Origin of the sequence: Hyphococcus flavus, from assembly GCF_028748065.1 — a bacterium.
Lineage (GTDB): Bacteria > Pseudomonadota > Alphaproteobacteria > Caulobacterales > Parvularculaceae > Hyphococcus > Hyphococcus flavus.
On sequence record NZ_CP118166.1, the window covers coordinates 1,412,120 to 1,435,156 of the forward strand.

The window sequence follows — 23,037 nt, forward strand, 5'->3', positions numbered from 1 at the left end:
GCTCTCCTCTGTGAAGAGGCGACTTTGCCGCCATAAGGCAAACAAAGCGTAATTTTAAACGACAGTTTTAGCGAGTGGCGATTAACGCCGCGAGCGTCAGCGCGGCGAGGCCCAAAACCCAGACGGCGAGACGGGCGTTGCCCCCGGTTTTCGCTGCTGGCGCGTTAAGGCCGTTCTCATTGATTTTTTGCGCCGCCTTGCCGATGGCGTCCACATATTCGGGCAGCTTTGGCGCCACCTCGATGGCTTTGACCGTCGCTGCTTTCAGCTTCTCGGCCTGCGCCTTAACGCCGATGGCGTTGTTCACATGGTCCTTCACCACTGGCGTCGCCGCCGCCCACATATCGATTTCAGGATCGAGCAGGCGCGCGACGCCTTCGACCGTCACCATGGTGCGCTGAAGCAGCACGAGCTCGGGCCGCAGATGCATGTCGAACAGGGCCGTCACATCGAATAGCTGCTGCAGGACGCGGGACATATCGACCTGCGCCGCGTTGCGCCCCTGCAAGGGTTCGCCGACGGCGCGCAACGCCTGCGCAAACGCATCTAGTGAATGCCCTGGGCCGACGTACCCTGCGTCGAAATGAACTTCGGCGGTGCGGCTGTAATTGCGAGTGATAAAGCCGTAGATAATCTCGGCGAAAACATGGCGCGTTTTTTCATCGAGCCGGCCCATGATGCCGAAATCGACCAGGGCTAGGCGGCCGTCATTATCGACGATCAGGTTCCCCTGATGCATGTCGGCGTGGAAAAACCCGGTGTGCAGCGCCTGTTTCAGGAACACGCGAATGACAAGTTGCGCGAGCGCCTTGCGATCGATCCCGCGCTTATCCAGCGCTTCAAGATCGCCCAAAGGCGTTCCGTCAATCCATTCGACGGTCAGAACGCGGCGTGCGGTGAGCGGCCAGATCACTTCCGGCACGCGAACGCCTTGTTCGTCACGAAGATTTTCCGCCAGTTCCGACGCCGCCCCGGCTTCCATGCGCAGGTCAAGTTCGATCGCCGCCGCCTCTTTCAATGTCTCGATGAACTTTACCGGCTCCATCCGCCGGCCGGTGGCGGAAAGGCTTTCCACATGGCGCGCGGCTCTCGCGAATGCGCGAAACTCCTGCGACGCTTTTTGCTCAATCCGTGGGCGGAGGATTTTAACGGCGACGGCGCGCCCGTCCTGCAATTCGGCTTTGTGCGCTTGCGCGATGGAGGCGGCGGCGATGGGTGCGGAGAACGTCTTGAACAGCTCGCCTGCGGACTTGCCAAAGGCGTTTTGTATCTCCTGTCTCGCTTGCGTCTCTGAAAACGGCGGCATCTTGTCTTGTAGCCGCCCGAGATCGCCCGCGAGGTCGAAACCGATAATGTCGGGCCGCGTGGCCATGAACTGGCCGAGCTTCACATAGGCAGGGCCAAGTTGTTCGAATGACGCAGCAAGCCTCTCTCCCGGCCGTTTGTCCCGGCCCTTTGGAAAAATCCGCGTGACCGCGCCAAAGGCGCGGACCGGCCCCGGCGCCATATGCGCGTATTCGCGCGGGATCAGGGCGTCATGGCGGATCAGCGTCCATCCAGCGCGCAGCAATCGGGCATAATCAGCGAGGGCGGAGATCATATCCGCCAGCCCGAATGAATGGCGGCGACCCCGCCGGTGAGGTTTTCATATTTGACGCGAGCAAACCCTGCATTGCGGATGCGGGCGGCGAACGCTTCCTGGCCCGGGAATTTACGAATCGATTCAACAAGATACTGGTAGGATTCTCGGTCATCGGCGACCTGCTCGCCGAGCCACGGAATTACATTGAACGAATAGGCGTCATAGATTTTCTGCAGCCCTTCCGTAATCGGATGAGAAAATTCGAGGCAAAAAAATCTTCCCCCGGGCCTCAGTACACGGAAGGCTTCACACAGCGCTGCATCCATATCGGTGACGTTCCGGATGCCGAATGCAACCGTGTAGGCGTCAGCGCACTTATCCGGGAACGGAAGGCTTTCAGCGTCGCCGGTGACGCGGCTCAGGCGCTCGCCGAAAGCCGCCATGTCGGCGCGCGCCTCACCGGCTTTCAGCATTTCATAATTGATGTCGCAAATGGTTGCGGTGGCTGGCGTTTTGGCTTCCGCTCGGGCGCGCTCGTCGGCGCGGCGCAAAAATCCGGCGGCGACATCGCCAGTGCCGCCCGCCACGTCGATCAGTTTTTCGCCGGGCCGGGGCATGAGCCGGTCAAGCAGGACCGACTTCCAGATCCGGTGCACGCCGCCGGACATCAGGTCGTTCATCAGGTCGTAGCGTGAGGCGACGCTGTCGAATACGTCACGCACAAGATGCGCCTTTTCGCCGGTCTTCACCGTACGAAAGCCAAAGGAAGTTTCGTCTTCGCCGCGTTGCGTCATGAAAAATCCATATCTTTTCGTAGGTTAGGTGAGAAGCGCCTTGACGCCGCAGTCTGCTTTTGACAGGTTAACCACTTGATATTACCGGCGTTTCCGTGGTTTTGGGGTTGGGGGCGCTAACGAGACGGGGCGACATATGATCAAGTCGGAACTGGTGCAAAAGCTCGCCGACGAAAATCCGAACCTATTTCACCGCGATATCGAGCGGATCGTCTCGATCGTGTTTCAGGAAATATCCGATGCGCTGGCGCGCGGCGACAGGGTGGAGCTCAGGGGCTTCGGCGCATTTTCGGTAAAGCACCGGCCCGCCCGTACGGGCCGCAACCCGCGCAGCGGCGAGGCTGTCCATATCGAGGAAAAATGGGCGCCGTTTTTCAAGGCCGGTAAGGAACTGCGCGATCGGTTGAACAGTGAAGGCCGTTTTTCAGCAGGCGCCCAGCCGTTTCAGGGCGGCGATGCCCGCGAATGATCTTGAACTAATGTCCTCATTTCGGCGAAAATATCCGCAATGATGAAATGGTTTTATCGTATTATCTGGATTCCGATACTGATCGTGTCGGTACTCTTCCTCTTTGCAAACCGTGCGCTGGTGGCGATCAGTCTTGATCCGTTTAATGTTGAAGCTCCAGCCATGGCGACCCCGGCGCTTCCTTTGTGGTTCTGGCTGATGGGCATGTTGTTCATCGGTGTTGGTCTTGGTTCGTTCGGGATGTGGCTTTCAGGCGCCGAGCGACGAGCGCAGGCGCGCGATAACCGCCGCGAGCTGAAAGCCGTAAAGAAGGAAAACGCCGCGCTGAGTGCGAAACTCGACGCGAGTAAAAAACAGGACGGCGGCGACACGGAAGAGCCGCCCAAGCTGGAGGCGACGTCCGTTTAGGGTCATGTCCGCATGAGCGATCCCCTTGTTAAAATCTGCGGCGTCAAGGACGCCGAAACCGCGATTGGCGCCGCCCGCGCCGGCGCTGACTTTCTCGGGTTTGTTTTCTTTCGCAAAAGCCCGCGCTTTGTGAGCGCGGAGGCCGCTGAAGAGATCATTCTCGATCTCAAACAAGCCTCGTTCGACGAGGGGTTCGCCATGCCGCGGCTGGTCGGATTGTTTGTTGACACTGGCGAGAAAGAGCTATCCGTCGCCGCGCCGCTGCTTTCCCATTTTCAGTTTCACGGACACGAAAGCGCTGAGCGTTGCGAAGAGCTGGGCGCCGAATTCGGTGTTGAAGTGATCAGGGCCATTCCGGTGACCGGGCCGGATGACGTGGCTGCGGCGAAAGAATTCGCCGAGGCCGCTGACATATTGCTGTTTGACGCAAAGCCGCCGCCCGGCGCGGTCCGGCCCGGCGGCTATGGGGCGTCATTCGACTGGTCGGCGCTCGCGTCTTATGACGGGGAAACGCCTTACCTGTTGGCGGGCGGTTTAGCGCCGGAAAACGTCGCCGATGCAATCGCCAGCCAGAAAGACCGGCCTGCGTTTCTTGGCGTTGATGTTTCGTCCGGCGTTGAATCAGCGCCGGGCGTGAAAGATGCTGAACGCGTCAAAGCATTTCTTGCTGCAGCGAAAAAATAAACGAGGGGAATTTCATGTTGAGGACTTTGTGTGTGGGCCTGGCTGCAGCATTTTTAAGCGGCTGCGCCACGGGCGCTCAAAAAAAGCCAAACGAAGCGGCGGAGTCTGTCGCTTTCGAAGCGTTGAAACGCGGCGGCTATGTCATCGTCATGCGCCACGCCAACTCGCCCGGCGATCAGGCCGGGGCGGCGGGCCTTTCCGAAGGGTGCCGCCTGGCGCCGGGGCGGGGGCTCGACGCCAAGGGTTTTTATCAGGCGCGCAGTTTTGGCGCGATCCTCGCCGAAAACGATGTGCCGATCCTGAAGGCCTATACCAGCCGCATGTGCCGTTCATGGGATACGGCGGCGCTCACGGCTGGCGGCGCGCCAGTCGTGCCGCACGATTCCCAGATGTCCACTGACGCCAACACGGTCGCCGCTTTCAAGCGCGATGTGACGAGAGAACTTAGCCAGAACCCGGGCCAGAACATTATCCTGTCGAGCCATTCGAACATCGCACCGCTCTATGGCGCGACCACGAAAAAGGGCGAAAAGGAAGTGCCTTCGGGCGTGATCTACATCGTCCACCCGCGCGACTGGGCGCCGATAGCCCGTATGGATTTGATCGCACGGCTGCCGGCGTCGCCATCGGTCGCAGTGGAATAAGCGACGGTCTTCACGTAGTAGTTCCTCATCCTGAGGCGCCCGGCGGTAGTCGGGCCTCGAAGGATGGCGGCGCAAATCAATTCATCCTTCGAGGCTCGCCCGGATTAGCCGGGCTCGTACCTCAGGATGAGGGGTGTCTTGAGTGAAATGATCGAACCAAATTCCTACCGTCCAAATTCTTATAAAGAAGGGCCAGACGAAGAAGGCCGCTTTGGCATTTTTGGCGGGCGCTTTGTCGCCGAAACCCTGATGCCTTTGGTGCTGGCGCTGGAAAAGGAATATGAGGCCGCAAAGGCAGACTCCAGCTTCCAGACTGAGCTTGAGTATTACCTGAGGCACTATGTTGGCCGGCCTTCGCCGCTCTATTTCGCTGAGCGTATGACCGACTATGTCCGCGAAAAATCAGGCCCTACCAAGGGTGCAAAAATATATTTCAAGCGCGACGAGCTGAACCACACCGGCGCGCACAAGATCAACAATTGCATGGGCCAGATCCTGCTTGCCAGGCGTATGGGTAAGACCCGCATCATCGCTGAGACCGGCGCCGGCCAGCATGGCGTCGCGACCGCCACCGTCTGCGCCCGCTTCGGTCTGCCCTGCATCGTTTACATGGGCGAGACCGATGTGGAGCGGCAAAAACCCAACGTATTCCGCATGAAGCTACTCGGCGCCGAAGTAGTGCCGGTGACATCCGGTACGGCCACCTTGAAAGACGCCATGAACGAGGCGTTGCGCGACTGGGTCACCAATGTGGATTCAACCTTTTACATCATCGGTACGGCCGCCGGGCCGCACCCCTATCCGGCGCTGGTGCGTGATTTCCAGTCGGTGATCGGCAAGGAAGCGAAAGAGCAGATGATGGAGGCCGAAGGGCGCCTCCCCGACGTCATCATGGCTTGCATCGGCGGCGGCTCGAACGCCATCGGCCTTTTCCATCCGTTCCTTGACGACAAGGATGTGGAGATCATCGGGGTCGAGGCGGCGGGCCATGGTGTTGAAACGGGCCAGCACGCGGCGTCGCTCACCGGTGGCAGGCCCGGCGTCCTCCACGGCAACCGCACCTATCTGCTTCAGGACGATGACGGCCAGATTCAGGACGCTCACTCGATCTCGGCGGGGCTCGACTATCCCGGCATCGGGCCGGAGCACGCCTGGCTGCACGAAACCGGCCGGGTGAAATACGTGTCGGCCACGGATGAGGAAGCGCTGGAGATGTTTCAGCTCTGTGCGGCGCTCGAAGGCATCATCCCGGCCCTCGAACCCGCCCACGCGCTTGCCCGCGCGGTCGAAAAAGCCGTCGAAATGGACCGCGAGCAGATTTTACTGCTCAACATGTGCGGGCGCGGCGATAAGGACATCTTTTCAGTGATGGACGCGCTGGGCGAGGGTCAGTAATTGCAGCGTACAACTTAGATTGTCGCAAATTATCAGTATACAAATAAATAATTGACGATTACGTATCGTAAGCTTTCGGGCCGGTCAATCCTAGATAGGAAGCGCCGTCCTGGCTCGAACACGTCCGACAGAAAATCAAGCGACCAGCGATCGTTCGGCTTTGAGGGCGTGTTGATCGGCGCGCGAACGCCAGTGGCGCGCTTGCGGCCGCGCCGTCGCTTCACCGACAGGCGTTCCTCAGCATACAGCCTGCGTGTGCGTTCGTTAGGCTATGATCAATTCAACCGCTCAAGTTCGGCGTCAATTTCCAATAGGAACGCTTCATTCTGCTTCTTGAAACGCGTCATTCGAGATGTCGCGGCTTGGTGCCAGCCTTCCGTCATGATTAACTGGCGACCAAATACCGGATCCTCGCAAAGCTCAGCCATAGGACGATGCAAGGCAATCAACGCGCGGCTAACATCCCCTTCCGGCGCTACGACGGACACCGAAGGATTTCGAAGAACATGATCGTCCCACATGAGTTCGTAGTTTATCTTCAGTTGTGATCGTTCATCAGCCAAGCGAGAGTCATATATGTTCAATTCGGCCCGAAAGGCATCTGTCAACAATTCAAGATATTGGTCATTTCTAGCAAGCTCGCGCAGCGAATTGTCAACAAACGACGGAAGGATATCGCCGCTCATGACGTGAATGGTTTTAGTGACGGCACTTATCGCCTCGGGGGAGTCATCGCATCTATCTAGGGCAAGTATAGCGCGATCGCGCGTGGAGCGACTTTCCCCTATCGACGCGATCCTTTCCTCCAACGCTATGGTGTTAAACGACACCTCATTCTTCAACCGTACTAGAGTATTTGTCGCGCCTTTCTTATTGGACTGCGCCTCACTCCAATTTGAGACCTGCAACGCGAGCAAAACGCCCGCTGCCACAATCACGAAATCCAATCCGACTGCGAACCAATTTTGCGTTTTGACGTGTTGAGCAACGCGACGCAGCAGCATTTAAGATCCTCGGCATTGGCGCTCTGCCCCGAAAACACTAAGGGCGCGCATTTATAGTGTTTCTCTCAGGACATTGCCGCTTCGTTCCAACGCGCTTGATTGACGCCGAACAACGTGAGCCATAACGCAAGCGACGTTTCCGCTATTAGCGCGGGAAGAAGTAAGAATATCCCGAAGTCTCCCCTTAACTGCGGCGCTACGAACGTAGTTAGCGTATTGGTAATATAGCCAATTCCAGCGAACACCAACGCGAAGCCAATTATCCGCGGTATCAGGCCTGACCTGATGATCAACGATGCGAGGATAAGACAATGCGCGCCAAAGAAGGCAAGAGATAGCGCGAAACCCGCGTTGAACCTCTGAAAGGCGCTGTAGCTTAGCGCCGCGCGCTGGGATTCTGTGAGCCCGGCTAGGGCTTCTGCATTGATCAAATAATTCAGGGGTTCCAGGTAGCTCCCCAAATTCGCCACCTCGACAATGATGGCAGTCATGAATGTCAGTACCAGTAGGATACTGATTGGTTGATCGAACACGCGAAACACACGGTAGAATACCCAAATCACCGGGATATTGCAGGCGAGAAACGCTATCGAAGCGCCAATGCCAGTCCGGTAAAGGTTTTCGTGCTCAATGATGTTCGCCGCTGTCGCAGCCGCATCGCCCGCGACGATGAGCTGTCCACGGACAACGATTTCTGAAAAAAGGCCTCCCGCGATAATGACCAAGTAACAGATACCGGCCAACCGCGCCGGCGGGATCTTATCTTCCCGTTCTTGCGATTGCATTTTCCCTCCCAAATGGGTGTCGCTATAGAAGCTGGGCTTACTCCTAATGTATAGCGAACGCATTCGAAATGCGATGATCAACAAGCGGATTGCGTTAGGCCGTTCACTCCAACGAGGTGCGTACCTTTCCCTGACATATTTCCATACATTGCCCCCGCGATTGACAGCCCTATTTACGCTGAGCCGTTTAACACTATTACCAATAGTGTTAAATGAGAGCGTCTTAATACCCTACAATTTCAACGCCTTAGCAGGTGGTGCCGACGTGTGGCGGCTGGTTCGGTTTAACACTTCACCTACGTTCTGTTAAATAAGCCCCCGTCACCCACAGGAGCCGCCCATGAAACGCAAGACCGCCGCTGATTTCTCGCCCGAAATTCTCGATCTTTTCGATGGCTATGTGCACGGGGCCCTGACCAAGCGTGAATTTCTGGAAAAGGCCGCGCGGTTCACCGCTGGCGCGGCGGGCGCGCTTGCGGCGTTCAATGCGCTGAAACCAAACTACGCGCTCGCCGAACAGGTCTCGCCCGACGATCCCGACATCGACACCGGATGGGTGGAATATGCATCGCCTGACGGCCATGGAACCATCAAGGGGCTGATGGCGAAACCTAGAGCCAAGGGCCCGTTCGGCGCGGTGCTGGTGGTGCACGAAAACCGGGGGCTGAACCCATACGTTCAGGATGTGGTGCGCCGCGTCGCGAAAGCCGGCTATCTTGCGCTCGGGCCCGACGGCCTCACCCCCGCCGGCGGTTATCCGGGTAATGACGATGATGGCCGCGCCATGCAGCGCGAGCTCGACCGCGAAAAGCTGCTGGAAGATTTCTTTGCCGGGTTCGAACATCTCGTGAGCCACGAACACAGCACCGGCAAGGTTGGTGCGGTGGGTTTTTGTTACGGTGGCGGGGTCTGCAATGCGCTCGCGGTCGCTTACGAAAACATGGCCTGCTCGGTGCCGTTTTACGGGCGGCAGGCAGACGTAGAAGACGTGCCTCAGATCAAGGCGCCGCTTATGCTGCACTATGCCGAAAACGACGAGCGGGTGAACGCCGGATGGCCAGCCTATGAGGCGGCGCTGAAAGAGCACGGCAAAACCTATGAGGCTTACTTTTATGACGGCGCCAATCACGGTTTTCACAATAATACGACGCCCCGCTATGACGAAGCGGCGGCGACGCTCGCCTGGGAGCGCACGCTTGGCTGGTTCGGGAAGTATCTGAGTTAGGCGGGCTGTTCGTTTTCGGAAACCCACTGGATGTCATTGCCGGACGTGTTCCGGCAATCCAGAGTAGGGGTTTGTTTTACTGGATCACCGGGACAAGCCCGGTGATGACAATCAGGGGGCTTAGGTAAAACTTACTCTTGCAGCATCAGTTTTTTGCGCAGCATAAAGCGCAGCAAAACGTAAAGCAGCAAACCCACTGGCCCGAGCATGAAAGCAAGGATGAGACACGGTATGACCGCCAGATGCGGGACCCGATGTCTGATCGCGTCGCGCCCGATCCACGCGCCGACAAACAGGTCGAAAACGAGATAATGCGTCCAGCCGATGATGACGCCGTTCGGATGCGCGAAGATGGCGCGCACGCCCTCGATGCTGGTGAAATCAACGCCGCCGCTCGACTGGCCAAATGCGAAGGCGGCGACCATGCCTGCCAGGTAAACCCCGCCCAGCAATGCCGGGTAAAGCGCTGAATGAACAATCGCGCCGGTCACTTTGCTGCGTGGCAAAAAGATCAGCAGCGCCCAGGCCGGCAATACTGATGCATTGATCGCGGTAAAAGCTGTGTTCCAGTCCATCATCGTCCCTCCCGGTCACCAGACATTACCGCAAATAGCGCTTTGCTGCGACGCCTTGTCGGCCTGACCCGCCCGTGATTGGCCTTTCGCGCCAAAACCCGTTAAGCCCATCCTAATATTGTGTGAGGAAACCGGCGGCGCGTTTTCACGTCTTCGTCGTCAAAAGCGAGTACATTTCTTTCATGTCCAGTAAAGCCAATGCCGAGGCGTTCGCCGCCCCTGCCGACGACCGAGTCTCTACGCCTGCCGAAACCGCCCGCGCCGCCATGCTCCGCCGTATCGTTGAGCACTGCAAAAAATTTCAGGGCGTCGATCTAAAGCGCAGCATTTTACAGGCGAGCCTCAGCCTCGCGCTTTATATAGCTGCGGTGGGCGCCATGCTCGCTGCGGCGGCTAGCGGCGTATGGCTGGCGGTTGCGCTGATAGCGCCTTTTGCGGCGGGGCTTTTGGTAAAGCTTTTCACAATCCAGCATGATTGCGGACATGGCAGCTACTTCGAGACCAAACGGGCAAATACGTTGCTTGGGTTCGCTATCAGCGTGTTGACCTTTACCCCTTACGGGTTCTGGCGCGACGCGCATAACCGCCACCATGCGAGTTCCGGCGACCTGGACCGGCGCGGCGTCGGCGGCGTCGATACGCTGACTGTTGAGGAGTTCCGCGCGCTCTCGCCAGCGAAAAAGATCATGTACAAGTTGTATCGTCATCCACTGGTGATGATCATCTTCGGCGCGCCGTTGTATTTTCTTTTGTTACAGCGTCTGCCGCTCGCCGGGGCGATGCCGTTTGCGGAAACATATCAGGGCATGAAGCTATCCCAGATCTGGAAAAGCGTTGTCGCGTTGAACATTGCGCTTGTGGTTTTTTATGGCGGGCTGTCGTTTTTCCTGGGCGCCGGCGTTGTTGCGGCGGTGATCATTCCCGTGGTTACGATCTCGGCATGGATCGGCACCTGGCTGTTTTTTGTGCAGCACCAGTATGAGGACGCTTATTGGGCGCGGAAGCCGAAATGGAATTTTGCTGAAGCCGCAATTTTCGGATCCTCCCACTACAAGCTGCCGCAACCGTTGCGATGGATCACGGGCAATATCGGCCTTCACCACATCCACCATCTCACCAGTCGTATTCCCAACTACAAGCTGATGGAATGCTATCGCGCCAGCGAGGATTTGCTGGCGCTGCCGGTGATGACGATCCGCGAGAGCATCCGTTGCGCGCGGCTTGCGCTCTGGTGCCCAGTGCAACAAAGGATGGTCACCTTCGCTGCAGCAAGGTAAGTATTGCCCCTCAAACGGGAGGGGCGTCCATGAAGTTTCGGCTAGTCGTGCTTGCGTGCTTTACCGCACTTGCCGCATGCGGAAAAAAAGTTACCGCACCGCCCGCCCCAGAACCCGACGAAGCGACTGTCCGTCAAACATCACTTGGCGAGGTCATAGGCGTTTCAGTAGCCGAAGGCGCCCATGCCTGGCGCGGTCTGCCCTACGCCAAACCGCCGGTCGGCAACTTGCGCTGGCGCGCGCCGCAGCCGGCGGCAAATTGGGATGGCGTGCGCGTTGCCGCAGAATTCAGTTCGCGCTGCACCCAGATGTCAAACTGGTTTCACCAGTCGGAGGGCATCGATCCGGGGCAAGTCATCGGGTCGGAAGATTGCCTCTACCTCGATCTTTATGCGCCCGCCGATGCGATGGAAAAAGCGGCGAGCGGCGAGCCGCTGCCGGTCATGGTATGGATTCATGGCGGCAGCAACGTCTGGGGCCGGTCAGCCAGCTATGTCGGCTCGAACCTTGCGCGCAATGAGGGCGTTATTGTCATCTCCGTTCAATACCGGCTTGGGCCGCTTGGGTTTTTCTCGCATCCGGCTTTACGCGCCGATGCGCAAACGTCGTTAGACAGCGCGGCGAACTTCGCAACACTTGATCTTATCCAGTCGCTGAAATGGGTTCGTGATAATATCAGCTCTTTCGGCGGCGATCCGGAGCGCGTAACGGTTTTCGGCGAAAGCGCTGGCGGGCATAATGTTGTGACATTGCTCGCTTCTCCGCTGGCGGCGGGCCTGTTTCATCGGGCGATCGTGCAATCGGGCAGCTTTGACAGTGTTTCCATTGCTGACGCCGAAAGCGCTGAAAGCGCTCTTTCCAATCCTTCCATGGTGGTGTCGGAACGGCTCGGCGCCGAAACGGCAAAGGATCTGCGTGCTTTATCGGCCGAGGCGCTGTTCGCCGCGTATGAAGGCGCCGAAGGCGCGACAACCGACATGCCTACCGTGATTGAGGACGGCGTCGTGCTGCCGTCCGGGGCCATGCGCGATGCGTTTTCCTCACCCGATACCTTCAACGCCGTGCCAATCATCACCGGCGTGAACCGTGACGAATTCAAGCTGTTCAATCTCGCCAATCCGCGTTTGACGAAACAGTTTCTGGGCTTGTTCACCACCTCGCGTGACAAGGAATTTTACGATGCGGCGTCAGAGTATCCCAGCCGCATCTGGCGTATAAGATCCGTCGACGAACCAGCAGTGCAAATGGCGGCTGGCGGCCATAACGAAGTTTACGCCTACCGTTTCGACTGGGACGAGGGCGGGCGGTTCATGTTCAGCGATCTCAAACATCTTCTGGGCGCAGCGCACGCCATGGAGATCCCGTTCGTATTTAACAGGTTTCAGCTCCTCGGCCGTCTCGACAAGGTGATGTTTCAAAAGAAAACCGCAGCATCGCGGGAGGAGCTCAGCCGCGCCATGGGCGCCTATTGGGCGGAATTCGCGCGAAATGGCGCGCCGGCGCCGGATGGTTTGCCGGCATGGCCCGAATGGTCCGCGAATGGCGGGACGCTGTTGCGGTTTGATGGGCGCGAAGACGGCGGTATTGTCGCCTTTGCTGAAGAAGACAATTTGGCCATGGTCGCTTCGGATATCGTCGCCGATCAGCGGATGGACCAAAAAGAACGCTGTTACGTGATTGGCATTGTCGGCGTCTGGCTTCCGGAGCTGGCGAATGGTATCGCGGTCGAAACGGGATGCGCTTGAAAGCGCACGAATATGGAGAGGGACCTATGACTTACCTGAAATCACTGATGTTCAGCGCTGGCGCATTGGCGCTTGTCACGCCTGCTTTCGCGCAATCGGATTTAAGCGCGTCTGTTGCTGCTGATTACGAAGAAAACCTGGAAGCGCTGTTCACTCATTTTCATCAAAATCCCGAACTCTCCCACCGTGAGTTTGAAACGTCGAAGCGCCTTGCAGCGGAAATCAGCGCTCTTGGCTATGACGTGACCGAAGGCGTCGGCGGAACCGGCATCGTCGCTGTCATGGAAAACGGCGACGGGCCGACCGTGCTGATCCGCGCGGACATGGATGGCCTGCCGGTGAAGGAAGATTCCGGGCTTGCCTATGCCTCCACCGCGACGCAAGAAGACATCGACGGCATCGTCAAGCCGGTGATGCACGCTTGCGGCCATGACATGCACATTACATCGCTTGTCGGTACGGCGAGGCAATTGGCGGCCCGCAAGGATGCATGGTCAGGCACGCTGGTGTTGATTGGTCAGCCTGCGGAGGAACGAATTTCCGGCGCGCGCGCGATGCTAGAAGACGGCTTGTACAAGAAGTTTCCAAAGCCCGACTACGCCATGGCGCTGCATGTTTCCGCGCAAACGCCGTCAGGCCGGATCGAAGTGCCTCTCGGCATTCGCGCATCGAGCGCTGATAGCGTTGACATAATCGTCCACGGCGTCGGCGCCCATGGCGCATCGCCCCACAAAGGGATCGATCCGGTACTGGTTGCCTCTCAGATCGTGGTTTCCCTGCAGTCTGTTGTGTCGCGCACCATCAACCCCCAGGCGGCGGGCGTGATTACGGTCGGCGCCATTCATGGCGGCACGAAACACAACATCATCGGTGACCGGGTTGAGATGCAGCTAACCGTGCGTTCAAACGATTTCGAGATTCGCGAGCAATTGCTCGATTCTATTGATCGCGTGGCTGAAGGCGTCGCTGTTTCCCTTGGCGTGCCTGAAAATCTGATGCCGGAAGTGATCCGCTCCGAAACCGAAACAACGCCGCCGACGATCAATGACCGCGAAACGGCGCAGTTCGTTCGCGACGCCATCACCGCGCAAATGGGCGAGGGTGTCTTGATCGACAAACCGCGAGAGGGCATGGGCGCTGAAGACTTCGCCTATTTCGTCACGCCGGATACGGGCGTCAAAGGCGTCTACTTCAATGTTGGCGGCACCCCGGAAGGCAAAGTCAAAAGCGCGGCATCCCATCACTCGCCGTTTTTCAAGATCGAGCCTGAGCCATCAATCAAGGCGGGCGTCGAAGCCATGACCGCCTCCGCCATCGCACTCTTCAATAAGTCAGAATAAACCGCATAAAAAACCCGGTGCGAACGATCAGTCCGCGCCGGGTTTTTCTAAAGTCAGTTTGTTTTTAATCGTCGCCATATTGAACGCCGCTGATGCGCACGTCGCCATCGCCGCTCACTCGTACAGAACCTTCGTGACGGCGAATATAGACGTCGCCGGAGCGCGATGCGCGAACGTCCGGATTGGTCGCGACGCCGCCGAAGTCAAACCCGCCGGAACCATGGATTTCAACCCGCAGGTCTTCCGCGCGCCCATCCCGGATGTTGATATAGCCAGACCCGTGCACTTTTGCGGTGGTTTCGCCATTGATGCTGGCGAGCGAGATATCGCCTGAACCATAGACGGAGGTTGCGGCCCCGCCGGCAACGTCGCCGGCGTCGATATCGCCCGATCCGTGGATGCTGGCGACGAACGAACCGTTGACGTTGCCGAGGGTTACGTCGCCTGAGCCATGGATCCCGACCGTCGCGTCGCCATTAACGTCTCTGAGATTGATGTCGCCGGAACCATGAATGGAGGCTTCGAGCGTCTCCACGGTCAGTGCTTCAAAGTCGCCCGATCCGTGAATGCCAATATCAAGGGCGCCTGCAACGACGCCTGTTTTAAGATCTCCTGAACCGTGAATCTTGATGTCGCCGCTCGCGATATCGCCAATGACGCCATCGACGTGACCTTCGCGAACAGAAAGAGCGCCATTGGTGTTGTCTGCGGTGAGCTTCACCACCGCGCTGTCAAAGGATAGTGCTGCGCCGGCGGGAATGGTCAGGGTAATCGTCGGGTAATCTTCAAGGAAAACTTCAAAGGCCCGTTCTTCATAGCGGCGCCAATCAACGTCGCGATGCCAGCGGGTTTCGTCAGGATCTTCATAACTGCGGATGCTGAGAACGCCGTTATCCGTATCGACAATCACCGGATAGTCTGCATCGTCGCCGGGTTGATTATCGAGCCGCACGTCGCCGCTTGCTGCCGTTTCGATATTCACGGCGCCTATGAAATCTCTGATCTCTACAGTGTTGATGTTTTGATGCGTTGAGACTTCCGCGTGCGCCGCGCTTGCAAAAATGGCCGCCGCGCCGAAAGCCGCGGTCATGAATTGTTGAATAGGCATGGTTGAGTACCCCCTTGGTTGCCAGGCTCTGCTTACCTTAATGCTACCGTAGTAGCAGGCGTGTCGCAAACCGCTTGCCCCGGTTTCGCCATGAAATCACCGCGAAAAGACCTCGGCTCGTCGCGACGGAGCGCCAGTCAGCTTCCGTTTATATGTTCAGAGTGGCCCGGGCTTGGGGCAGGTCATCTCTTGAAAGCCATGGAGAACGGCATGCTGAAGAAAGTTGCGTTTAGTGTTTTAGGGGCTGGATTTGTCATGATGAGCGCGCCGGCGTTTGCGGGCGAATGGAAGTTGAATGCACGCGCTTGTCCCGATCTTGTTGAAGATCGACTGGACCGGATTGAAGACCGGCGAGACCGCCGCTTTACCACCAGCCGCAGGGATCGCCGCGAGGACCGCTATGACCGGCGCGAAAACCGCCGTGACGAAGCTGTCACCGTCTGCCCGGCCCGGGCGTTTTATTATCAACCCGATCGCCGGGAGCTAAAGCGTGCGGCGCGATATGATGAGCGCCGAGGCAGGTCGTACGGCAAGAACCAGCGGAGCTTTCGGTCTGAATTGCGTTGGGATCGCCGGATGCGAATGAACTATATCAGGATCGACGGCCGCAAGATTTACGTGCGCGGGTAGTCTGTGATCTGATAAATACTAACGCAGGAAAAGCGGAGCAGTTGCTTCGCTTTTCTTTTACGCATGCGCGCGTTATAGGCCACTTGAAGGTTCAAGGGAGCAAAGCGTGACCTCAGGAAATGACGTCAAAAAAGTCGTTCTCGCCTATTCCGGCGGGCTTGATACGTCAGTCATTTTGAAATGGCTGGAAGTTGAATATGGATGCGAGGTCGTCACCTTCACCGCAGACCTGGGTCAGGGCGAAGAGCTTGAGCCTGCGCGCCGCAAGGCCGAACGCGCCGGCGTCAAGGAAATCTATATCGAGGATCTGCGCGAGGAGTTCGTACGCGACTTCGTTTTCCCGATGTTCCGCGCCAACGCGGTTTATGAAGGACTCTATCTGCTCGGAACGTCCATCGCGCGCCCGTTGATCGCGAAACGTCTGGTTGAGATTGCGCGCAAAACCGGCGCCGACGCAGTCGCCCATGGCGCCACCGGCAAGGGCAACGATCAGATTCGTTTTGAGTTGAACGCCTACGCCCTCAATCCGGATATTCGCGTGATCGCGCCGTGGCGTGAATGGGATTTGAACAGCCGCGAAAAATTAATTGCCTTCGCCGAAAAATATCAGATCGAAATTCCAAAAGACAAACGCGGCGAGGCGCCGTTTTCCGTAGACGCCAATCTGCTGCACACGTCGTCAGAAGGTAAGGTGCTGGAAGACCCGGCTGATGAAGCGCCGGACTACGTTTATCAGCGTACGGTTGATCCGGAGGATGCGCCGGACAAAGCCGAGACCATTGAAATCGGGTTCGAGCGCGGCGACGCGGTTTCGATCAACGGCGAAATGCTTTCGCCCGCGGCTTTGCTGACTAAGCTCAATGATTATGGCCGCAAGCACGGCGTTGGCCGTCTTGATCTGGTTGAAAACCGCTTCGTCGGCATGAAATCGCGCGGGATTTATGAAACCCCGGGCGGAACGATCCTGCTTGCCGCCCATCGCGGCATCGAGCAGATCACGCTCGATCGCGGCGCCGGGCACCTAAAAGACGAACTCATGCCGCGCTATGCGGAACTCATCTATAACGGCTTCTGGTTCGCGCCGGAGCGGGAAATGCTGCAGGCGGCCATAGACAAAAGCCAGGAGCATGTGTCGGGCACGGTGCGCGTCAAGCTCTATAAGGGCTCAGCCAATGTAGTCGGGCGTTCATCGCCAAACACCATCTATTCTCTCGCTCATGTGACGTTTGAGGAAGATGCGGTTTACGACCAGAAAGACGCAGAAGGCTTCATCAAGCTAAACGCGCTGCGCCTGAAACTCCTCGCCCGCCGCAACGCGCAAACGCGATAGCATTCTAAGCTACTCACCTGATAGCCAGGCGGTCAGCAATGCGCGTTGATCAGCGGTTTGATCATCCCCTTGCTCGATTGGACCATAAGTCTGTTCAGCTTCGTTCTTCTGCAAGAAAAGTCCGAAGTTGGCGAGGTACGGCGCGAGGTCAATCTTTTCTGATCGACGGATGTTGTTGGAGAGTATCCCTTGAATGCTGACGCCAGTTGACTGTTTCACGAGCGTTCCCAATCGAGTTAGGGTCAAGGGCGAACCCCCATGGGTGCTCGCGACATGAATTGCTCGAATGGCGTCATCAAGCGACTTGTCGCCACTTGTTTCGCTGCGAATTTTCAGGTCCATGGCGAACAGCGCGCTCATCCCGCCGTAGTAAATGAGATTGTAGCTGTCAGATGACTGATTCTTCGTTGCGGCTGCTGAGACAATTGTGCCTCCCGACTGCAATGCGCTTAGATACTGTCCGTGCCTGTCGAGAACCAGGCCCCAGAAAATTTCCTCATCGACATAATTCAGACGTAAGGCTGTAATCCATGCGTAATATTCCGCTGCGCCCTCTAAAAGCCATTCGAGCTCGCCCGCGCTTTCGTTCTGTCCGCCCCATCGAACATTCCAAAGATGAAAGCCCTCATGTGCGATGACATAAGCGGCAAGAAATTGACCGCTCGGGCCTAGTGCGTCCTCATTCAATGACAGGCTGATAGTTCTGCCCAGAACGCCGCCGCCGAGAAATGATGCGTCTGCACCGACCAGCAAAAAGTTGTCTTTTGGCGTATCGTCAAACAACGCTGAAAAAGCGCCAAAGAAATTCTCGATAATTGGTTCATACACAGCGCCCAGTTCCGCCACAGGCGGTCCCAGCGCAATAATTGCTTTTGCATCGCCGAGAGCAATGTCGATCTCTTCATGCGCGCCTGCCAAGAACGCGGAATCAAGCAAAGCGTCCGTATTGCGCGGGAAAAATCTCGCGGGATTTGCCGCGTCTTGCCGCCAGGGCGTGCTGACCTTCCAGTCTTCAGGCAAGTCAAAATCGACGATGATATGGTCTGAGGGTGCGCCTTCCATAAACAGCGCCCGCCCGGTCCACATCACGCCGTAGTCTCGGCCATAGGCAAGCTCGTCATCGCCCGGCTCGTTGCGAAAACGGTCGTGCTGAAGATTGAGCGCATATTGTACGGTAATCTCCCCGTGGGTGCGCCGCGCTAATCTCCAGACGCCCGGTGTTTCTTGAATCAAGCCAACGGGTTCGCCATCAGCGTCTTCCGCCGCCAGCTTCGTAATAAAGCCTGCCCAACCCTGATAGAGACCCGTGTCGCCGGCGGCGCGGGTCATCTGAATTCGCCCGCGATGGGGCGTAACCTTCGCCGCCACCTCAGCCCGTCGCAACGCCATATCATCGTCAGCGCGTTCCCTGGAAAAGCGGATCTCATAGCTATCCGCGAGAGCGGCGGATGGCGCGCAACTGACTGCGATGCACAATGAAAGACTAAGAGCAATAGAACCAATAACACGCATGCCAAATTCTCCTTTTTCGGGACGGCATGGCGCATCGAGGGGTTGATGTCTCTCGCTGTTATCCGGAAGCGTGTAGCGATTATGCAAACGCACCAACTGATTATGTGAACAGGCGTATTGCTTATGTGAATATGGCGCGGGTGTTCTGGCTTGGGCCTTGTGTAGCAGGATGAAATGCAGAACTTTTTAAACGGAAGGCGAGACGTCAGATCAATTCACTGGAAAAGGCGACCATGAGGTTTTTCAAGTCAAGGCCGGGAACGGCTTATTTGGAACCGGTCATCTGGATTACGCTTTGCTCTGGCTGGATTTGGCTGATGGCGCGCGGAGATAGCAACGGCTTCGGTTACTTTAGCCAGCCGCAGAACAGCCTCGTCGCGCCGCTTATTATCGGCGGGCTTATTAATGCTGTGCTGTTCGTTACGAATGCGTATTATGTCGTGCCAAAATTTCTGGCTTGCGGCCGATGGCGGACATATCTCTTCGCGATCAGCGCACTCCTGGTTGCAAGTGTGTTGCTACAGACGGCGACCCAGCGGTTGATTATCGTGCTTGCCGAGCCTGACCTGAGGTCGCTGACCTGGCCTGCATTGATCATGGAAAATCTGTATTTGGCCCCGTTCGTTCTCTTAACCTCGACGCTTTATAAATTTGGCCGCGACTGGGCGAGGCATTTGCGTGAACGCCGTATGCTGGAGAACGAAGCGGCGTCTTTAAAAAAAGCGTTGTCTGATACTCAAAAAGAGATGCATGCTTTCGCCAGCGGCGGGGCGCCTGGTCAAAACTTTCTGCAGATTGAGTCCGGAAGCGAGAGTGTCCAAATTCCCGTAGACGCCATTTTGTTCGTTCAGTCCGCGGGCAACTACGCTAATGTCGTGACAGGCGAAAAGACGTTTATGGCCTATGGCGCCTTGAAGGACCTTATCGAACGCTTGCCGGAGACACGGTTCGCGCGTGCGCATCGCTCCTACATTGTCGGGATGGACCACATTAAAGCGATTAAAGGCGATCAGCTCTCCATTGGCGAGCAAGAGCTTCCGATTGGCGCATCTTACAAGAAAGACTTCATGGCGAAGTGGAAAGCCCGCAAAGGAACGGCTTGATATAAGCGTGGCCATCGATGGAACGTTAGCGTTTCTTGATTGAGGCCCATTCTTCTCTGAGGGGTGATCTTTATTCGATTTCTAGCGTCCGGCACGCAAAGGACGGCCTTCATCCCGGCGTTTTGACGACCTTGAGCCTATTAACCCTTTGTTAATCAGCCCTTTCGGGCTAATATAACTACCGCCTATTGTCGGGTTTTGGCCCAGAGCGGCGAGAGAGGGGTTTAAGATGCGTAATATCGAAGCCATTTTCGGCGGTGTTCTGGCGCTGGTGGTGCTTGGCGTCGCTCTTTATGCCGTGATGAACACCAACTTCGCTGGAGCCGGCGGGGACGGGTCAAACAGCAGTCCCGGCAACACTTATTCCGGCGCTGATATGACGCCGACGCTGACCGCGACAACGGGACAGGATCTGATCTGCGAGTGTTATGACGCCGCCTTTCAGCTCGCCGGGCAAGTGGACGTGGTCTCACCCGAATACAGAACCGGTTTTCAACAGTGTCGCGCTCGCGGCGGTGTCGATGGCGGCGACGCATGGACAGCCGGGTGGAACGCGCGTCTTTCAGCCCGTCCTTATGAGGCGAGCTGCCGGTCGTATAAGCGTCGCGGCTAATACATTTATCTAGGCTTCAGATTTAAACGGTCTCGCCAGCAGGGCGGCGATGATCTCGTCCACGGTTTTCCGCCCGTTCACAAGGTTTGACACAGCTTCGCAGATCGGGGCTTCTACCCCTGCTTTTTCTGCAAGCGCATGTATGGCGTCAGCGGTGGCGACGCCTTCGCTCACTGTGTTTCGTTCACCCAGCACCTCTTCAAGGCTGCGTCCCTTGCCCAGTTCCATGCCCAGCGACATGTTCCGGGACTGGCTGGAGGAGGCCGTCAGGATCAGATCCCCAAGACCCGATAGCCCGGCCATGGTTTCTTTCTTGGCGCCTAGTGCAACGCCGAGCCGCTGAAACTCCGCAAACCCTCGCGCGATCAGTGCGGCGCGGGCGCTTTGGCCGAGCCCTCGTCCATCAACGACACCAGCGGCGATGGCGAGGACGTTCTTGATCGCGCCGCCAAGCTCTGCGCCGGTCAGGTCGTTTGACAGATACGGCCTGAAGTGAGCAGCCCCTATTGTCGCCATCCAACGCGCGCCCAGGTCTTTATTGGCGCAGGCGAGCGTCACGGCCGTCGGTAATCCCATGGCGACGTCACGGGCAAAACTGGGCCCGGAAAGAACGGCTGGCTTAGCTTCCGGCCATACCCCGGACAGGACCTCCGTCATCAGTAGTCCCGAAGACCTTTCGATGCCTTTCGAGCAAAGCGCTACCGGCATGCCGGCGGTAGGGCAGGCGGCGCGCAAGTCGGCGAATACTGACCGGGCGAATTGCGCGGGCACGACAAAAAGTAGGGCCTCTTTCTCGCCGGCCATACCCAATGAATCCGCGGCGTTCAGCGTTTTGGGCAGTGGAACGCCGGGCAGGTATTCGGTGTTTTCGTGATGATTGTTAACCGAGTTTATGACGGCGCTTTCGCGCGCCCAGAGCGTCGTCGCGACGCCATTATTGGCGCAAACCGCCGCCAGCGCCGTACCCCAGGCGCCGCCGCCTATAACGCCAACGGAAGAGAAAGGCCGACCCGAATTCATAAGCTGGACTTCGCTTTGTTTGTTGCCGAATGACGAATGAACGGTTTATATAGATTTCAGCGTAAACAATATACCGCAAATGCCTACTGAGAATCTTGATGAAACCGCAAAGCAGATCCTGGACGCCGCTAGTCGGCGGTTTCTGCATTACGGGTATGGCAAAACAACCATGTCGGAGATTGCGCAGGACTGCAACATGTCCACCGGCAACCTCTACCGCTACTTCCCGTCAAAACTCGATATCGCGGAAATCTTCGTGCGCGTGTTGCGGCGCGAGCAAGTAGCCAGCCTCAGGGCGGTTCTGGAAAAGCCCGGGCAGTCGCCTTCGCAAAAATTGAGAGCCTTTTTCCTGCACAAGTTCAAGCTGGCCTATGACAGGTTCCACGATAAGCCCAAGGCCTACGAACTCTCACAAGAGCTTCTGAACTCGCGGCCAAAGGTTGGGATCGAATGGGAAAACGCCGAAGGCCGGGTCCTGTCGGAAATCCTGATCGAGGGTGATGCCGATGGGTCTTTCGCGGTTGAGGATGCGACCCGCACGGCCAAAATTGTTCAGGACGCATTTTATCGCTTTACCAGCCCGGCCATTTTCCATGAGGGCGATTTCGAAGCGCTTGCCGCCGAGCTGGAAGAGGTGATCAACCTGGTGCTTGACGGATTTTCGTGGCGCGCGGCGCGTAAAGCGGCAACCGAGAAGAGAAAACACGCACTTTTATAGAGCATTTGCTCTCCAAGATGATCACAAAATAGCGATCACACACCAGCAGGCCTCCCTTCGAAACGCTTAATTCATTGATTTTACGAGAAAAATATCTGAGAGCGAGAATAAATCATAAATAATGAATATTAATCAAAACGTTCATTGACATATCTTCAGTAGGGCCTTATGTGCACCTGCGTGATCGGGGCGCTGCCCTTTCACAATCACAAAACCAAGAAACGCACTTTTGACCATTAGAAAGATCAAGCCATGACGTCCTTTAGAAACCTTGCTGTCCAAGCCGCTCTCACGCTCTCCATCACCGGCGTTCTCGGCGCTCTTCTGTTTAACGTTGCGGATCTCGCAACCCGCGGCGTCGTTATCTCCTAACGCCGCCGACCTGTTCTTCGCTGCTGCGGCTCTGTCCCCTCCCCTTAAGGACACACCCTCCCCCGAACCGCAGCGGTTTGACTGGCGCGAAAGCCTGCCCAGGCTTTCGCGCCTTTTTTTTTATGCGTTACCCATAATTGAAACTGTGTCAGCTACACATTTACAAGGTTTTCGCGCTAGAGTGACGGCTCAAGCATTGCCTTAAGGAGATTTGCTGTGGCTGGTTCGACCCGGTTTGCCGTCGCGGCGCACATTCTGGCTCTCTTGGCTGCCAGTCGGCCTGTTCCCGTGACGTCGGAAACACTGGCCGCGAGCGCGAACACCAATCCTGCCGTGATACGGCGCCTTCTTGGTGCGCTTTCAAAGGCCGGACTGACTTCCTCACAGTTGGGGAAAGGCGGGGGCGCGACACTCGCCAGGGGGCCAAAGAAAATAACGCTCCGCGAAATTCATCAGGCTGTCGAAGAACCCGGTCTCATATCCCTGCATCGGGCGGCCCCAAACCCTGATTGCCCCGTTGGAGCAGGCGTCCAGCAAGTGCTTTCAGGGGTAGCGGATGAAGCTGAAGCCGCGTTTTTGGGCCGGCTTGAAGGCGTCACGCTCAAGCAATTCGCCAGGGAAATTGCTGCGCAAAATGCTGCAGCAAAAAGCGCAGCATAAACTGAAAATGCCGCACCTCATGCTGCAGCAAAAATGTGCACAAT

Annotated in this window: 23 protein-coding genes and 1 pseudogene; 15 read left to right on the top strand and 9 right to left on the bottom strand. The window is 57.2% G+C overall.

From position 1 onward, the window contains the following. Window positions 1–67: 67 nt before the first annotated feature. Entirely contained in the window at window positions 68–1,600 is a 1,533-nt protein-coding gene (ubiB, locus tag PUV54_RS06850) for a 2-polyprenylphenol 6-hydroxylase (protein ID WP_274494869.1), read from the bottom strand. Beyond that, window positions 1,597–2,376 (bottom strand): class I SAM-dependent methyltransferase, encoded by a 780-nt coding sequence (locus tag PUV54_RS06855; RefSeq protein WP_274494870.1) that lies wholly within the window; start codon window positions 2,374–2,376, stop codon window positions 1,597–1,599. The genes ubiB and PUV54_RS06855 overlap by 4 nt, the downstream gene beginning before the upstream one ends. A 136-nt stretch (window positions 2,377–2,512) precedes the next feature. On the opposite strand from PUV54_RS06855, the gene PUV54_RS06860 reads away from it, so the two are divergent. From PUV54_RS06860 to trpB, 5 genes are all read left to right on the top strand, one after another. Beyond that, window positions 2,513–2,845 carry an integration host factor subunit beta gene (locus PUV54_RS06860; protein ID WP_274494871.1) on the top strand — a complete coding sequence of 111 codons (333 nt, stop codon included), beginning with the start codon at window positions 2,513–2,515 and terminating at the stop codon, window positions 2,843–2,845. A 39-nt stretch (window positions 2,846–2,884) separates the two neighbouring features. Then, window positions 2,885–3,253, top strand: coding sequence for a LapA family protein (locus tag PUV54_RS06865; RefSeq protein ID WP_274494872.1), 369 nt, complete (start codon window positions 2,885–2,887; stop codon window positions 3,251–3,253). A 12-nt stretch (window positions 3,254–3,265) separates the two neighbouring features. Continuing rightward, window positions 3,266–3,937, top strand: a complete 672-nt coding sequence (locus tag PUV54_RS06870) for a phosphoribosylanthranilate isomerase (RefSeq protein ID WP_274494873.1) — start codon at window positions 3,266–3,268, stop codon at window positions 3,935–3,937. Between the two features lie 14 nt (window positions 3,938–3,951). Then, a complete protein-coding gene (locus PUV54_RS06875; protein ID WP_274494874.1) occupies window positions 3,952–4,581 on the top strand; it encodes a histidine phosphatase family protein in 630 nt (209 codons plus the stop codon). 147 nt (window positions 4,582–4,728) lie between these two features. Beyond that, the gene (trpB, locus tag PUV54_RS06880; RefSeq protein ID WP_274495213.1) at window positions 4,729–5,976 is read left to right on the top strand and encodes a tryptophan synthase subunit beta; all 1,248 of its coding nucleotides are present in this window, start codon (window positions 4,729–4,731) and stop codon (window positions 5,974–5,976) included. A 98-nt stretch (window positions 5,977–6,074) separates the two neighbouring features. Here trpB and PUV54_RS06885 read toward each other — a convergent pair. From PUV54_RS06885 to PUV54_RS06895, 3 genes and pseudogenes are all read right to left on the bottom strand, one after another. Then, window positions 6,075–6,227, bottom strand: a pseudogene (locus PUV54_RS06885) (IS3 family transposase); the annotation flags it as partial. A gap of 24 nt (window positions 6,228–6,251) precedes the next feature. Further along, window positions 6,252–6,980: a hypothetical protein gene (locus PUV54_RS06890; RefSeq protein ID WP_274494875.1), complete on the bottom strand. Its 729-nt coding sequence runs from the start codon at window positions 6,978–6,980 to the stop codon at window positions 6,252–6,254. Window positions 6,981–7,045: 65 nt separating this feature from the next. After that, window positions 7,046–7,849, bottom strand: a complete 804-nt coding sequence (locus tag PUV54_RS06895) for a DUF4386 domain-containing protein (RefSeq protein WP_274494876.1) — start codon at window positions 7,847–7,849, stop codon at window positions 7,046–7,048. Between the two features lie 256 nt (window positions 7,850–8,105). On the opposite strand from PUV54_RS06895, the gene yghX reads away from it, so the two are divergent. After that, on the top strand, window positions 8,106–8,990 hold the full coding sequence (gene yghX / locus PUV54_RS06900) for a YghX family hydrolase (protein WP_274494877.1): 885 nt from the start codon (window positions 8,106–8,108) through the stop codon (window positions 8,988–8,990). Window positions 8,991–9,121: 131 nt separating this feature from the next. On the opposite strand, the gene PUV54_RS06905 is transcribed toward yghX, so the two are convergent. Next, the gene (locus PUV54_RS06905) at window positions 9,122–9,568 is read right to left on the bottom strand and encodes an ABA4-like family protein (protein WP_274494878.1); all 447 of its coding nucleotides are present in this window, start codon (window positions 9,566–9,568) and stop codon (window positions 9,122–9,124) included. A gap of 179 nt (window positions 9,569–9,747) precedes the next feature. On the opposite strand from PUV54_RS06905, the gene PUV54_RS06910 reads away from it, so the two are divergent. From PUV54_RS06910 to PUV54_RS06920, 3 genes are read left to right on the top strand one after another with little or no spacing between them, the layout of a single operon-like run. After that, a complete protein-coding gene (locus tag PUV54_RS06910; RefSeq protein ID WP_274494879.1) occupies window positions 9,748–10,842 on the top strand; it encodes a fatty acid desaturase in 1,095 nt (364 codons plus the stop codon). A gap of 29 nt (window positions 10,843–10,871) precedes the next feature. Further along, a complete protein-coding gene (locus PUV54_RS06915) occupies window positions 10,872–12,587 on the top strand; it encodes a carboxylesterase/lipase family protein (RefSeq protein WP_274494880.1) in 1,716 nt (571 codons plus the stop codon). Between the two features lie 26 nt (window positions 12,588–12,613). After that, window positions 12,614–13,927, top strand: coding sequence for an amidohydrolase (locus tag PUV54_RS06920; RefSeq protein ID WP_274494881.1), 1,314 nt, complete (start codon window positions 12,614–12,616; stop codon window positions 13,925–13,927). Between the two features lie 64 nt (window positions 13,928–13,991). Here the strand turns inward: PUV54_RS06920 and PUV54_RS06925 are convergent, their stop codons facing one another. Then, entirely contained in the window at window positions 13,992–15,035 is a 1,044-nt protein-coding gene (locus tag PUV54_RS06925) for a GIN domain-containing protein (RefSeq protein ID WP_274494882.1), read from the bottom strand. A gap of 210 nt (window positions 15,036–15,245) precedes the next feature. Here PUV54_RS06925 and PUV54_RS06930 point away from each other — a divergent pair, with 210 nt between their 5' ends. Both PUV54_RS06930 and PUV54_RS06935 read left to right on the top strand, forming a co-directional pair. Further along, complete coding sequence (locus PUV54_RS06930; RefSeq protein WP_274494883.1) at window positions 15,246–15,665, top strand: hypothetical protein; 420 nt, start codon at window positions 15,246–15,248, stop codon at window positions 15,663–15,665. Between the two features lie 106 nt (window positions 15,666–15,771). Continuing rightward, window positions 15,772–16,995: an argininosuccinate synthase gene (locus PUV54_RS06935; protein ID WP_274494884.1), complete on the top strand. Its 1,224-nt coding sequence runs from the start codon at window positions 15,772–15,774 to the stop codon at window positions 16,993–16,995. A gap of 9 nt (window positions 16,996–17,004) precedes the next feature. Here PUV54_RS06935 and PUV54_RS06940 read toward each other — a convergent pair whose 3' ends face one another. After that, window positions 17,005–18,507, bottom strand: coding sequence for a M61 family metallopeptidase (locus PUV54_RS06940; protein WP_274494885.1), 1,503 nt, complete (start codon window positions 18,505–18,507; stop codon window positions 17,005–17,007). Between the two features lie 233 nt (window positions 18,508–18,740). On the opposite strand from PUV54_RS06940, the gene PUV54_RS06945 reads away from it, so the two are divergent. Both PUV54_RS06945 and PUV54_RS06950 read left to right on the top strand, forming a co-directional pair. Beyond that, entirely contained in the window at window positions 18,741–19,610 is an 870-nt protein-coding gene (locus PUV54_RS06945) for a LytR/AlgR family response regulator transcription factor (RefSeq protein ID WP_274494886.1), read from the top strand. A gap of 229 nt (window positions 19,611–19,839) precedes the next feature. Next, a complete protein-coding gene (locus PUV54_RS06950) occupies window positions 19,840–20,223 on the top strand; it encodes a hypothetical protein (protein WP_274494887.1) in 384 nt (127 codons plus the stop codon). A gap of 9 nt (window positions 20,224–20,232) precedes the next feature. Here the strand turns inward: PUV54_RS06950 and PUV54_RS06955 are convergent, their stop codons facing one another. Then, a complete protein-coding gene (locus PUV54_RS06955) occupies window positions 20,233–21,243 on the bottom strand; it encodes an NAD(P)H-dependent glycerol-3-phosphate dehydrogenase (RefSeq protein ID WP_274494888.1) in 1,011 nt (336 codons plus the stop codon). Window positions 21,244–21,322: 79 nt separating this feature from the next. Here PUV54_RS06955 and PUV54_RS06960 point away from each other — a divergent pair, with 79 nt between their 5' ends. Beyond that, on the top strand, window positions 21,323–21,961 hold the full coding sequence (locus PUV54_RS06960; protein ID WP_274494889.1) for a TetR/AcrR family transcriptional regulator: 639 nt from the start codon (window positions 21,323–21,325) through the stop codon (window positions 21,959–21,961). A 588-nt stretch (window positions 21,962–22,549) separates the two neighbouring features. Continuing rightward, window positions 22,550–22,993, top strand: coding sequence for an Rrf2 family transcriptional regulator (locus PUV54_RS06965; RefSeq protein ID WP_274494890.1), 444 nt, complete (start codon window positions 22,550–22,552; stop codon window positions 22,991–22,993). Window positions 22,994–23,037: the final 44 nt, after the last annotated feature.